15 protein-coding genes are annotated in these 12,821 nt (G+C 56.1%); 5 read left to right on the forward strand and 10 right to left on the reverse strand.

Translation table 11 applies throughout. The features are described from left to right. Positions 1-121 precede the first annotated feature (121 nt). Positions 122-739, forward strand: coding sequence for a HEAT repeat domain-containing protein (locus tag ACGVKB_RS06385; RefSeq protein ID WP_392350432.1), 618 nt, complete (start codon positions 122-124; stop codon positions 737-739). Positions 740-845: 106 nt separating this feature from the next. Here the strand turns inward: ACGVKB_RS06385 and ACGVKB_RS06390 are convergent, their stop codons facing one another. Continuing rightward, the gene (locus tag ACGVKB_RS06390) at positions 846-1,733 is read right to left on the reverse strand and encodes a HEAT repeat domain-containing protein (RefSeq protein ID WP_392350478.1); all 888 of its coding nucleotides are present in this window, start codon (positions 1,731-1,733) and stop codon (positions 846-848) included. 82 nt (positions 1,734-1,815) lie between these two features. Here ACGVKB_RS06390 and ACGVKB_RS06395 point away from each other — a divergent pair, with 82 nt between their 5' ends. Together ACGVKB_RS06395 and ACGVKB_RS06400 are read left to right on the forward strand one after the other, a co-directional pair. Beyond that, the gene (locus tag ACGVKB_RS06395) at positions 1,816-2,250 is read left to right on the forward strand and encodes a DUF2656 family protein (protein WP_392350433.1); all 435 of its coding nucleotides are present in this window, start codon (positions 1,816-1,818) and stop codon (positions 2,248-2,250) included. Between the two features lie 426 nt (positions 2,251-2,676). After that, a complete protein-coding gene (locus ACGVKB_RS06400; RefSeq protein ID WP_392350434.1) occupies positions 2,677-3,981 on the forward strand; it encodes a HEAT repeat domain-containing protein in 1,305 nt (434 codons plus the stop codon). An 84-nt stretch (positions 3,982-4,065) separates the two neighbouring features. On the opposite strand, the gene mpeA is transcribed toward ACGVKB_RS06400, so the two are convergent. From mpeA to ACGVKB_RS06415, 3 genes are all read right to left on the reverse strand, one after another. After that, positions 4,066-4,563 (reverse strand): class 2 C-phycoerythrin subunit alpha, encoded by a 498-nt coding sequence (gene mpeA / locus ACGVKB_RS06405; protein ID WP_392350435.1) that lies wholly within the window; start codon positions 4,561-4,563, stop codon positions 4,066-4,068. 39 nt (positions 4,564-4,602) lie between these two features. Further along, entirely contained in the window at positions 4,603-5,148 is a 546-nt protein-coding gene (locus ACGVKB_RS06410; protein ID WP_392350436.1) for a bleomycin hydrolase, read from the reverse strand. A 155-nt stretch (positions 5,149-5,303) separates the two neighbouring features. Continuing rightward, positions 5,304-6,497 carry a HEAT repeat domain-containing protein gene (locus ACGVKB_RS06415; RefSeq protein WP_392350437.1) on the reverse strand — a complete coding sequence of 398 codons (1,194 nt, stop codon included), beginning with the start codon at positions 6,495-6,497 and terminating at the stop codon, positions 5,304-5,306. Positions 6,498-6,580: 83 nt separating this feature from the next. On the opposite strand from ACGVKB_RS06415, the gene ACGVKB_RS06420 reads away from it, so the two are divergent. Both ACGVKB_RS06420 and ACGVKB_RS06425 read left to right on the forward strand, forming a co-directional pair. After that, positions 6,581-6,880: a hypothetical protein gene (locus ACGVKB_RS06420; protein ID WP_392350438.1), complete on the forward strand. Its 300-nt coding sequence runs from the start codon at positions 6,581-6,583 to the stop codon at positions 6,878-6,880. A gap of 3 nt (positions 6,881-6,883) precedes the next feature. Continuing rightward, complete coding sequence (locus ACGVKB_RS06425; RefSeq protein ID WP_392350439.1) at positions 6,884-7,468, forward strand: Nif11-like leader peptide family natural product precursor; 585 nt, start codon at positions 6,884-6,886, stop codon at positions 7,466-7,468. A 15-nt stretch (positions 7,469-7,483) separates the two neighbouring features. Here ACGVKB_RS06425 and ACGVKB_RS06430 read toward each other — a convergent pair whose 3' ends face one another. The 6 genes from ACGVKB_RS06430 to ACGVKB_RS06455 all read right to left on the reverse strand — a co-directional run bounded on the left by ACGVKB_RS06430 (position 7,484) and on the right by ACGVKB_RS06455 (position 12,743). Next, positions 7,484-7,792, reverse strand: a complete 309-nt coding sequence (locus ACGVKB_RS06430) for a CpeR family transcriptional regulator (protein WP_392350440.1) — start codon at positions 7,790-7,792, stop codon at positions 7,484-7,486. Between the two features lie 27 nt (positions 7,793-7,819). Further along, positions 7,820-8,434 carry a chromophore lyase CpcT/CpeT gene (locus tag ACGVKB_RS06435; RefSeq protein WP_392350441.1) on the reverse strand — a complete coding sequence of 205 codons (615 nt, stop codon included), beginning with the start codon at positions 8,432-8,434 and terminating at the stop codon, positions 7,820-7,822. A gap of 14 nt (positions 8,435-8,448) precedes the next feature. Then, positions 8,449-8,985 carry a phycobiliprotein lyase gene (locus ACGVKB_RS06440; protein ID WP_392350442.1) on the reverse strand — a complete coding sequence of 179 codons (537 nt, stop codon included), beginning with the start codon at positions 8,983-8,985 and terminating at the stop codon, positions 8,449-8,451. A 290-nt stretch (positions 8,986-9,275) separates the two neighbouring features. Continuing rightward, the gene (locus tag ACGVKB_RS06445) at positions 9,276-10,010 is read right to left on the reverse strand and encodes a phycobilisome rod-core linker polypeptide (RefSeq protein WP_392350443.1); all 735 of its coding nucleotides are present in this window, start codon (positions 10,008-10,010) and stop codon (positions 9,276-9,278) included. Positions 10,011-10,108: 98 nt separating this feature from the next. Beyond that, positions 10,109-11,749, reverse strand: a complete 1,641-nt coding sequence (locus ACGVKB_RS06450; protein WP_392350444.1) for a phycobilisome rod-core linker polypeptide — start codon at positions 11,747-11,749, stop codon at positions 10,109-10,111. A gap of 109 nt (positions 11,750-11,858) precedes the next feature. Next, entirely contained in the window at positions 11,859-12,743 is an 885-nt protein-coding gene (locus ACGVKB_RS06455; protein ID WP_392350445.1) for a phycobilisome linker polypeptide, read from the reverse strand. Positions 12,744-12,821: the final 78 nt, after the last annotated feature.

Here is a 12,821-nt window from a genome sequence, read left to right on the forward strand (position 1 = left end):
CTTTTTTTTATGCTTATGTCGGCGGATGTCGTTCACCTTGGATGGCGTTCATTGGTAGCAGTGCTCCACTTAGGGTGAAACAACCTCCCTGTTCAAGGGGATTTGCAGTTTTTGAGTTCTGATGACTTCGCAGCCGCAGATAGAACGTCCGGATCTGGATGCGTTGTTTGCTGATCTGGCACATCCCAATCCGCATCTTCAGACCCAGGCCTATTTGGCCATGGTGGAGCATTGGCCGGAGGAGTCGATGCCTCGCTTGCTGGCGCTTTTGGGTCAGTCGGACGTCTCCGTTTATCGAGCCGCTGTCAAAGGGCTGGGTGCTTTTGGGGTGACTGCTCTCCAGCCTTTGGCTGAACTTTTCTCAGCCAGTTTGGATGGAACGGTCAGGGCTTGCTGTGTCAAGGCCTATGCCCAGATCGCTTCGAATTTTCCCGGCCAGGAATTTTCTGCAGATGCCATGGCTGTTCTCGAGGCAGCACTGTCCGACGAGTCCCCCGTTGTTTCCCAGTCTGCGGTGATGGCACTCGGTCAGGTTGGGGTTCAGGCATTGCCTCTGCTCATTGAGATCTGCAAGGGCGACAACATTGCCCATGTTCAGTCAGCGGCGATGGCTCTCGCTGAAATTCCTGATCCACGGGCAGGGGCTTGTCTCCGTGAGGTGCTCGACGACCCAAACACCGACCCGTTGTCTCGGCAGATGGTCGAGGCATCGCTTGGACGCCTGGATGGCGCTCGTTGAGCTCAATAAAAACGGGAAGACAGCCCCTCAGCTGTCTTCCCGCTGTTGCGCATGCAGTGCTCGACGCGAACACCACGTGAATTACATTACGTTAAGGATGCGTGGATTATTCTCTGTCGCGTGTCAATTGGCTGATGGCGAGCTTGAAGATGGGCGTGACGCTGTCGTCGTTTTCGTTCGTCAGGCAGTTCTTCAATTCTTCAACCACTGAGGGGTCCTCGAGCTTCATTAAGGACAGGGCAGCATTTTTTCTGACGAGTGCGGACTGATCTCTGAGATTGGGAATCACCAGTGGAACGGCCCAGCTGCTGTCGTTGAGTTTGCTCATCAACGTTGTGGCTTCGGCGCGAACCTCTTCGTCGGGATCTCGCATGGCATCCATCAATAGTTGGCGCGCCGCTTGGTCGTCCAGGTTTTGAATCTGGTCTCCGAGTGCCGCAATGGCGGCGGTACGGATGCGTGCATCCTCCGATTGGGCCGCCTTCCTCAGGGCCTCCGGTGCACGACTCCCGACAAAGGCAAGACCCCAGCTCGCGAGGCCAGTTTGCATGGGGGTGTTCGCCGGATCGACAAGGATGTTGAGGAGACCTTCAACCGCATCGGCGCCGATTGAAGCCATGGCCCCGACGGTAGATCCCTGGACAACCGGATCGGCATCGTTCAGGAGCGCTTTGAGAAGAAACGGCAGCGCTCGTCGATCGGAAATCAGTGTGAGGGTTTTCGCTGCAGCACGACGCACCGTGACGTTCTCGTGTTCACACATCGCTCTGCAGAGTGCGGGAACGGCTGCATATCCGACTGTCCCCAAGCTTTCCGCAAAGGTGAGACGCAGGAGCCCCCGTCGATCACCAAGCCCAGCAACCATCTTTTCAATGGCTGCCTCGTCGCCAGACAGTTGCTGACCATGCCGAAGTTGATGTTTGAGTTCATTGGCTAGCTGTTCCGCTTCCTCTTCGCTGAGTTGAACGTTCTCTGTGCTGTTCAACGCGGGCATTGCATCGGTCACGGCAGGGCGGAAGCAGCTTTTCATTATCCGTTTCATGCATCGCTAAGGTCACGTGATTGAACCGATTGTTGTGACCCAGTTCGTTCTCTCCCACAACCTTCAGGTCGATGATCCGGCTGTTCCTGCCATGCCGTTCGACGCACTTGCCAAGGCGTTGCTTGAGACCTGTGATTCGGTTCGCTCATCAGAGGCGCTTAATCACCCGCATTGGAAAATCAAGCTGGAGGCTGATGCGACACCTGGCGTGTTGGCCAGGGAGATCGCCAAGGCATGGCTAACGATTCGTCAGTCCCAGGGCCATGGCACTGACCACGCTGTAATGGCACTGGGAGGACGAAAGGATTCGGAAGGCAATCCAGGTGCGCCCCTCCAACAGGGCGGCTGGGGTGTTGATGTCGTTGAGACAGCCGCTCCCGATGCGTTTTTGCAGGCCATCAACTGGACCGCTCTGACGGCAGGTCGGCCAGCTGATGGCGTTTTCGAGGTGATTGAGCGTCTTGCGTGAGTTCAGCCCCGCTTACGGCGGTTGCTGCGTTTGGTCTTCTGACCGCTGGTCTTTTCTTGAGCTTTGGCTTGGGGCGTGACCTCAGCAGGAGAGTCGGTTGGGGCCTGTCCTTGCATATTTTCCCGGTCAATCGCGACTCCGTGAATCTGCAGGCCCCTGTTGTGAAGGGATTGCATGCTGCGGTTGAGGTGCTGCAAAGGCACACGCATTGACCGCGCTGTCCAAGGGCGTGAGCCTGGCTCGACCCCGACGTGAACGGTGACGGAAGTCTCTAGCGTTGGACCCATAATTCAAGAGAGAGCTGCCGCTCAGATTGACGCAGATATTGCCATTCCTCTGAGATTCGACATCTTCCTTACGAGAGAATCAAAAGGCGTTCCTTTATCGCTTGTTCCTGCAGAATCATTGGTGCGACAGGACGCAGCGTTGACAGGAGCTTTCGACAACATTCATCCCGGGCTTTCTCAGCAGGAGGCCATCCGTCTCCTTCAGGTGCCAGTGGCCGAGCTGGAGTCCCAGAGTGATCCATATATGGCTGCAGCCCACTTAATCAATTTCCCTGGGCCGGAGACGGAATCTGCGCTGTTGTCGCTTGTTCGGGACCCTGATGAGAGTCAGCCAAAACGCCTTGCCCGTCGCAAGGCTGTCGAGGTTCTTGGTCGCCTGGGCTGTACTGCTGCGATTCAAGCCATCGGAGCATGTCTCGGTCGTGATGACCCATACCTTGTTGAAAATGCAGCCTTTGCTCTCCAGCAGCTTGGTTGCAGTGACTCTTCAATCCTTCGGAAATTGCAGGATCTGCTGGTTGATGACACTCAGAATCAACGGGTGCTGGTCCAGAGCCTGTCGGCATTGAACGTTCTCGATGCCTTGCCCGTCATTCAGACCTTGCAGGCCTCCGAGAAACCTGGTGTGCGCGGCGCCGCCATCAGTGCTGAAGCGCAAATGGGAGGCAGCCGCGAGCGGCTCCCGGAGCTGGCCTCGCAGATGCTTCTGCCCAATCAGATGGATCGTCAGTCCGCTATTCAGGACGCCATTCATGCATCGGCCAACGAGCTCTTGCCTGACATCCTTCGGGCACCCGTGTCTCCGGTGTTTCGGATGCGAGCGCTGAGAGCTCTGTGTCCCAATCCATCGACATTGACATCGAAAGAGCAGAGCCTGTTGCTGGCATCGCTCGATGCCCTGATTCAAGACCGTCCTGAGTCCCTGGAACTCGTCCATGCCTATGACCAGGAACCGACCAATGAGTTCTTGATCCAGGAATTCTTCGGTACCGATTTCAGTCGTAGCTATCTCTCACTTCAGACACTTCAATCACGTGCGGCCGAGCATCTCTGGCCGCTTCTCGAACAGCGTTGGCATGACGATGCCCACAATGATTACGGTGCGCATTACTTTTTTATTCGCCTGATTGGATTGCTGCCTGCATGGCCGGATGCAGCCTTGGCCTTGATTGAAAAGATTCTCATTGATGCGATCAAAACGCGTCGTCCTCAATTCATGAAATCCAAACCTGCTGCTGTCTTGGCCATGGCAAGTCTGGGGTGGGCAGACCAGGGTGACCGCATTGATCACTGGTTGAATCCTGAGCAGACCCCGTTCTGGGAAGTTCGATATGCAGCGGTGATGAGTGCCTCACCCAGTCGCCTTGCGCAAGCTGTGGTTGATCCTGAACCTCTTGTCGCGCTGCGTGCCCAATCCGCTGTAGCAGCATCATCAAACCACTGATTGTCAGGTGGTTTTGATGCACAAAAAAGGGGCGGCTAAGCCGCCCCTTTGCGCATGATGTGACGTGAGTCGCTCGACTGAAAATCAGGCGAGGGAGTTGATCACGTAGTCCAGAGCGGAGTTGTACTCGGTCAGGGCCTGAGCGCTCAGGTCGCGAGGAGCACAGCCGCGGTTGCGCAGGAAAGTGAAACCAGCGACGTAGGTGCCAGGATCGATGCTGAGGGCCTTGTAGACCTCACGCTGACCGTTGATAGCCAGTTCGTCCAGAGGACCGGTGCCGCCAACAACCAGGGAGTAGTTGATCAGACGCAGGTAGTGGACGAAGTCGCGCTTGCACTTCTCTTTGCCTTCGGTGGCGCACTGACGGGGCTGACGGCCGGTGGCACCGTTGGGGAACTGCTGATAAACAGCGTCCACAGCTTCCTGAGCGATGGCGTCGTAGTTAGCGGCGATCTTCTCAGCAGCTTCCAGACGGGCAGCAGCGCGCTGCAGGGAACCCTGCACAGATTCCAGGTCGGAGCTGGAAGGGAAACGGGAACCGCTGTCAGCGGCGCCGATGACGGTGGTGAGAACGGACTTCATTGATTTGAATTAAGGGTGTGCTTAAAAATCTCAGGATGTTCAGCTGATGGCGCTGATCACCATGTCGAAGTAGGAAGCAGCCTCAGAAGACAGAGCGTTGCAATCGCCGTCGATCACGGGCATTTTGCGCTTCTCACCAGTCGTGTTGTTGGTGTTGGTGATGTGAGCGCAGGCAGAGGCCTTCATGATGGCCACGGCACGGGCAGCGGAGCCGGAGGGCACACCCAGAGCTGCATAGGTCTCGCGCAGACCGTTCAGGCAGCGGTCCTGCAGGACTGAAGCGTCGCCGGCGAGCAGGGCGTAGGAGACATAGCGCATGATGATCTCGGCATCACGCAGGCAAGCAGCCATCTTGCGGTTGGTGTAGACACCACCGTTGGGGGCGGTCAGGCCGGTGTTCTCGCAGCAGATGCCAGCCACGGAGTCGGACACCACGCAGGAAGCGTTGCTGGTGATGGCATTAACAGCGTCCAAACGCTTGTTGCCCTCGGCAATGAATGCCTTGAGGTCGTTCAGCTGTGCGCCACCGATGAAGCTGCCGCTGGAATCAGCGGAAACCGCCTGACGGGAGAATGCGTCGAGCATAAGAATGCTTGGGACTTAAGGGAGGGGTAGATGCGAGGCATCACTCGGGGACCGTACGCCGTGTTGAAGGTTGGGGGACCGAATGCTTCAGGCTTCTCAATAGAAGTTTGCACTGCAAAAAGAAAAGAAAAATAAAGAAGCTAAGTTCTTCTGACTTACGCCATGCCGGCGAGCACTTGGGTGCAGCTCCACTGCAGTGGTTGCCAAGGGTTCGTTCGGCTCAAGTCCTCGAGTAAAGGGCGCTGGTCCTCCAGGCCAAGACGCAGGCAGCTCCATGCAGCCGCGACACGGGACTTCGCATATTGCGGTGCCGTTTCCGCCAACGCGTCTCGAACCTGTTCGCTGCGTTCGTGCAATCCCATCAAGCCGATGCAGCTGGCCAAGAGGTAGTGAACGCCGTAATCACTGCCAAGGTCGCGCTGCAGCGAATCAATCTGCGCCAGTTGCTCTGTTCTGGGACAGTCCATCAATGCTTTCGCTGCTGCGTATTGCTTGGCTTCATCGCGGTGCTGAAGTCCATTGCGAATGGCCTCTGCAGCGGGGCCTGGGTTGACCACTCCCGAGAGCTTCAAGTCCTTCGGATCATCCTGAAGCAGCTGTTCCAGCAGCCCGATGGCCTCCGGAGCGATGGATCCGCCAGCGGTTTTGGCGATTTGAAATGCACTCTTAGCTCGCAGCGGCATGGAGACCGGGCATCGAATCAGCGCATCGAGAGCCTCAATGCGCCCAGCGTCCCCCAAGTCGATGACCGCGGCTCGACGACGCCCCGCATTGTCATCATCCAGTTGGGCAATCAGGGGCTCAAGGCTGTCCAGGTTGCAGGCAACCTGGACAGCGTGGGCATTGGCAGCGCCGGACACCAGCGGGTTGTCATGGTTTTCAAGGGCCCGAATGACGTCCCCTTTATCAGGCAGTCCAAGCCTCGTAAACGCCTGGATCACAGCCCGTTTTTGGTTGTCAGGGCCGTCAAGGGCGGCGAGTAACGACGCCTGATTCTCTTCGTTCAGGGATGCTCCGATGCGTGCCAGTGCATCAGCGGCGTTCACCACCGTGGGTTCATCGCTGGCCGATAGGGCCGCCATCAGCACAGGCAGGGCTTGCGGGTCCTTCCGACGGCCAAGGGCTTCGAGTGCCTTGCGGCGGGTGATCCGCTCGAAGAGGTCTTCCGATGTATTGGCTCCGGCTTCGAGCAGCCGCTTCAGTGATGCGGAGGATGTGCAGGCTCCAAGTCTCGTGGCGGCCAGATACTTCAGCCCCGGATTGCTCAGTTCGGAGGGGGCTATCAGCAATGTTGACATCGCTGTCTCTTCACTCATCCCAGAGAAAAGAGTGTCGAAGCGTTCGCTCATTGTTGCTCAGGCCGTTGGATGGTGCTGCTGGTGGTACATAGGGCTTATGATCACATCATCTGAAGACCATAAAACATTTCGCAGTGGCTGAATCCGCGGACATTGAGTTTCAACGATTTCTTGATGCAAATCAGCAAGATTTTTCTTTAAATGCTATAGCGACGATCGAAGACCTCAATGCCCTGCTCAAATCTTCAGGGAGTGCATTGACCGGAGCATTGATTCCTTTGGAGCAGGCCACACGGCCTCCCAAAATCCTTGTAGATTCCGGATTTACAGCATCAGGTCTGGCTTGGAGGACGTTGCAGTGCCCAGGGGGGCCATTGGTTCTTCAGATGATTTGTGAAAAGGTTAATTTTGCCCTATGGATTCAGGAGTGTTGACTGATGGCTACTGCTGAGACAGAAAAATTTGTTCAGGCTGTCGTTGAAAACCACGGCTTGGCGAGTGGGATCAAGCCCCTCGGAACACACTATGACCTTGTTGCGTACGCAAATATCTCCGGCTTCGTGATTTCCCTGGCCGACTGGGGGCGTTATGTCGCGATGGACCATCTTCAGGCCTCTGATGCAGACCTCTCATTGATGTTGCGTGCTGATCCATCCCACTGGACATGGGCTTTCAGGCAGCTCTCCCGCTGGCGGCCTCTGTTAATGGAGGGTGTGACAGCCGAAGGTTTGTTGGGACCTGCTGAATTCGTGGCTGCCAAGACTGACTCTTCCACTGTCTCAGAGGTCGAGTCGGGCCTTCTCACTGATGCCGAGAAAGATGAAGCACTGGATTCCTTTATTCAACTCTTGAAGTCAAGAAGCGATCTAAAAGATTTGGTAAAGGCCGCACGCAATCAGGATGAAGTGATTGATTTAGCTGTCGCTCAGGGTTTTCAGATTGATTCCCTGTCGTTGTTGCGTCGTTGGAGCAAGGTTTCAGATTTCAGTAAACCCACCTGGTTCGGTTGGTTTGATGACTGAATCTTGAATCAGTTATTAACTGATTTCTGCATAACGGGTTTTCTTGGTTCCACGCTTAGCCCAGTAGGTCACGAGTTCTTCCCCTCCAGGCCTCGGTACTGCCGCTGTCGCTCTGAGGATTTTGAAGGTTCGACGCGGACCCATGGGCCAGTTTCCTGCTGCATCAACTTTGCGAACCCGTCCACCGATCTCTTCGATGCAGCGCTCAAACTTCTCGAGGTGCGTCTGATCCACGGTTTCGAATACAAAATCCGTTCCTATGCAGATCAGGTGCTGTGAGCGAATCCAGGTCTTCAGTTGTTTTTTGGCCTCAGGTGCCGCCATGGCTGTTCACTAAGGCGAGGGCATGAATCACCATTTGAGCCATTCCAAATCAAGATGGCCCCCAAAATAGGCTTGGCGCTTGAAGCGCAGAGGGCCGTGCTCTGATCCCCATCGTTGTTCATCACTGTCTGGGTCGAAGCCACGATCGCGGCTGATCCAGTCAGTGTCATTCACATCGACCTCGCTGACGAGATAAGTGAGTTTTCCATCTCGAGGCACGAGGCATTTTTTGCCTGGCTCGACTTCGCCGCGGTAGTGCCCACCCTCAATTTCGCGAAAATGCATGCCACAGCCACACCGCGGGGTGATGGATTCGGGGTTGAGACTGTTGAGCAATTCCGGACGTTGTCCTGCCCCTGCTAGTCGAATTGGATCTGCAAAGCCAAAGTTTTCGACAATGAAGACGCCATCCTGTAGCGGTTTAAGCCGGTGGATTCCTTGACGATACGGGCGCCAAGGATCGTGGTCATAGCTTTGCTCGGAATAAAAGCCTGGGGATTTGAGTATCTCCCAAGGAAGAGGCCTGAAAAAAATATTGATATGGGCAAAGTCCTTCGGATTCTCTTGTGCCTGGTTTTGGTTGCTGTAATGCCCGGAAAGGGTCTTGGCAAAGTTTAAAAGAGCTTGCGATTCTGATGTCATGATTCTGATCAACTTCAACTGTTCAGTCGACGAACCTCAGAAGCGAATGATGTTTGGAGAATCCCTGATCCTGCTGATGTCCTGAGGACAGATGAGCGGCAGCGAACATGATCAGAGACAAACCAGATCCGCTCTTCTGCAATCGATTGTTCGTATTGTGTTTGCAAAATGAAGGTTCCATCACTGAGAAAGCTGTATTCAGATTCTGCAGGGGCTGCTTCTGCATAGCCGACACTACGGAGAAGGCGGCCTGTCGATTCATTCGACGGCACAGGAACAATAAGGCATGCTCCGGAGGAAACTTCGTTTGGATCGTCTGGTTCCCAATCGCTTTCCGCTGCCCAGCTCATTCGGAATGGTGAAGCGATGCTCGCGCTTGAATCTAATGAAGAACTGTCGAGCAGGCTTTGAATTTGTTGATCAGTTTGCTCGACTCTCTCAATGTTGACTTCGCTCAGAACTTCCTCAAATTGCTGAAAAGCGAGGGAGTGACCTGATCGCATGGATCGCCACTTTCCCTCGCTTTGAGCAACAAATTGCTCGATGTTCATTTTCTGGAAATGTTTGAATCAGCCGAGCTTCCAGGACGGCTTTTCTGAACCATATTGACCATGGAGTCAATCATCATTGACATCGCCATCGGCACAGAGGAGACAGACGTCTGAAAACCTTTGTTTTGCCCTTGAAGGCTGTTGGTTGGGGGGCGAAGAATGGGCATGGCTCAAAAGGTGTCGGTCGCAATGGGCTGGTGCCCATTTGAATCAGATGATTGGCTCTGATCATTGACCAGAACCAATCATGCCGGATGGATCAGCCCGGGATGGACTGAACCGCTCAAGGATTAAGCGTTCGCAATAGAAAGAATGCGACCACCTTGTGCCTGAATGCTCTGAATCGTCTTCGACAGAGAGCTGTAGCTCACAACCGAGCGCTGCGCGGACCGACGTACCGTTCCCAGCTGAACGCGAGACGTCCAGGTGACCGAGAAGCGGTTGCCACCACCGACAACCTTGCGTGCACCAGCAGCTGTGGGGTTGGTGCGTGACGCAATGCTGGTCAGAAGCACAGAACCTTGATCAGCATCGAAACCGGCGTAACCGGGATCCATGGCTTGATTGCGCTGGTAAGCAACATTCGATTCGCCTACAGCCGATGTGGCTGTGCGTGCATAGGGAACGGTGTCTGTTCCGAAGTTGTCGAGGTACTCGTCGCTGTAGGTGTAGCTGGTGATTTCAGCCTCAAGGCCTTCGTCAGCAAGGCGACGGACGTGCTCACTGATTTCGGCTTGATCGCGGGGAGGGCGGCCAAGCAGGTGCTTGAAGTTCAGTTCGACAAACCGATAAGGGCTGTTGGTCTCGAGATACAGCCGGCGATAGGTCTCCGACTGTGCCAAAGCCGTCACCAGTCCTTGGACGGTGAGGTCGCCGTTGATGAACAGAGCTTCGATGGATGGCTGGACATCCAGTTCCATCAGATAACGGTTGCCGAAAACCTGGCGGTAAGCAGCTCTGATGATGTCTTCAGCATGGCTGCGGTCTTGGTTGGCCGTGCTGACCAAGGTGGAAGTGGCGGTCATGGAGAGAGGGAAAGGCAGAAAGAGGGACCGTCATCACAATCGTGAGATCAAATGAGGTCCCGAATGAACATTGGAACGACTCCTGAGAGTCGCAGTGATCACATCACTTCGGTAATGGAGACGATCCGGCCACCGCGGCCGTGGATGTACTTCATCTGGGTGCTCATGTCTTTGCCGGACACGAGGTATGACGCATTTGGTGTGCGTTGACGACCACCCCGGGATTGGGCCTCCACGACAATGCGGAAGCGCTTCGTTGTGGCGGAGGGAGAGCCGGCAACGGCACTGTTCCTATTGATTCGGACGGTTGTGGTCCGCCAACCGCTGGGAACACTGTTTGTTGCCACGGACGTGACCAGCGAAGAGCTGTTCCCGACTGCGTCGCTTGCTGCAAATCCTTCCGCGAGGGAGAGATGTCGATTGAAGGCAAGCTGAGAACGGCCTTGCTCACTCAGGATGCGCATGTAAGGCACCGTGTCTTCACCAAAGGTGGACTGGTACTCAGCGCTATCGAGATAGCTGTTGATTTCTGCTTCGTAGCCGTCGTTGGCAAGGATCTGAATGTGCTCACTTAGTTCTGCCTGGGAGACAGGAGCCCGACCCAGCAGGTGCTTGAAGTTCAGTTCGACGAAGCGGTAGGGAGCGTTCGTCTCGAAGAAACGGCGGCTGTACTCAGGAGACAGTGCAAGTGCACGAACCAGCTCGCGGGTGCTGAGGTAGCCCTCGGCGAATTTGCTCTCGGCGGACATGGCCCGCTCGGATTCCATCAGATGGGGGTTGCCCATCACCTGTCGGTAGGTGGCGCGAATCAGGCCATTGATCGTGTCGGCCGTATCGCCGGGGCAGCGCTGGAAGATCTCTTGCTCGCGCTGGCCGAGACCGAAACCAACGTAAGAGTCGTTGCGGATCGGGGTGAAGTCCATCCCGTCGCTGCTGACCCGCTTCTTCGGCGTGAATGTGACCGCTCCAGAGCCACTTGAGACACCGCCGCCGGCACGGACACCGGAAGGAACCTGAATGAACGGTGTGGTTCCACGGGCCAAGGCGTTGCTCAGTTGGCTCCGAGCACCGACAGCGCTGTCGCTGATGGCGAATCCACGCTCGAGAGCCGCCATGTTGGCGAAGCTGCTGTTGGGGATTCCTGCAGCAGACGTGAAGGAGCGGGTGTAAGGGACCACATCGTCTCCGAATACTTCGGCGTATTCGGCGGAATCGACGATGAAGTCGATCACGGCGTCATGGCCACCGCTGGCCAGCAATGAAATGTGGGCCGACATTTCCGACTGGTCGACGGGGGGGCGTCCCAGCAGATGCTTGATGTTGAGCTCGATACCGCGCTGAGGTGCGACGCCTTCGAAGAAGCGGGCGCGGTAGAAGCTGGACTTGGCGAGTCCGCGTACGAAGTCACGAACCGTGAGTTCGCCATTGCCGAATTGTGCTTCGAGCGATGACGAACGCTCGTTGTCCATTACGTGGGCGTTGCCGTAGACCTGTCTGTAGGCAGCGTTGATGGCGGTGGCAAGAGCCGAAGCATCATCCGGCGCGTAGCGCTGAGCGGTAACGCCATGGGGGCAATCCTCATGATTGCGAGGCCCGATGGCAATCTTCATCGTGTTGCAGGACTGACGAAGAAACTCGCCATTGCTCAGCGCAGGCTTCTTGGCTCCATTGCGATTGCGGCTGAAGGAGACGGGGCCGTCGTTGAGGGAGGCAGCGCCAAAACCTTGGGAGGCGGACATGATGAAAGGTGGGAGAGGGGACTGTGGTGCAGAGGGAAAGGAAATCGGCGGGGCGCAGACGTCATGCGCAACGTCTTGAACGCCCCGCCCGAGGCATCACCGGGCGATGTCAGTTCACGGGAATGATGCTGGCGATCTTTCCACCCTCGGCGTGGATGCGTTTGAACTGTTCCGAGAGCTTGTCGAAAGGCACGAAGTACACGCGATTTGAGCGCGTGTACCGGGAGATGCGACGCACGTTGTTAGCGCTGTAGGCCGTGACTTCAACGCGATAGGTCTTGCCTTGCTCGCTTGCTCCGACACCGTGGCGCGTCGGAGCATCCTGAAGATTCTTGGAGGGGCGGAAGCTCCAGCCTGTGCCTTCCTTGGAGGAGGGCGGAATCACCGCCATTGGGCGGTTTTGGTAAGCATTGCCACCAAGCTTGCTGGCGATACCGGAAAGGTCGCCCTTCAGGCTGCTGCTGCTGTTCCCGCGGAGAAGCTGGAAGCTCCATGTGAATTCCTGCAGAGTTGTACAGGATTCGGTTTTCCAGCCGCGCTGGAACGGCACTGTCCATTCACCAAAGGTGTCCTGGTAGTCAGCGCTGTCGATGAAGCTGTCAACGTCAGCGTCGTAGCCATGGCTGTCGAGACGCTCAGCGTGGGCACGCATCTCATCGAAATCCACTGGAGCCCGGCCCAGGAGATGGCGGAAGGCGAGCTCGATGTAGCGGTATCGGGAGCAGGCGTCGAAGAAACGTTCGCTGTACAGCTCGCTCTTGGCGATGCGACGAACCAGTTCGCGAACACTGATCTCGCCCAGCTTGAACTGCGATTCAGCCACCAGCTGTCTTTCGCTGTCCATCACATAGGCGTTGCCGAGCACTTGCTTGTAAACGGCGCGGATAATCTGTTCTTTTTTGGCGTCGTCATCGCCGGGAATCAGCTCAAGAGGTGCTTCGCTCTCCTGTGAGAAGCGCTCGACCCCGAGAAGCGAGGCAGGACCGAAGGGCATGGACAACCTGACGTGTTCGCCTGGCTATGGTCAATCAGAACTGATGCGGCAGAGCGGCTTCTTTATAAACCTCAATCA

Origin of the sequence: Parasynechococcus sp. (assembly GCF_042954325.1) — a bacterium.
In the GTDB taxonomy this organism is placed as follows: Bacteria; Cyanobacteriota; Cyanobacteriia; order PCC-6307; family Cyanobiaceae; genus Parasynechococcus.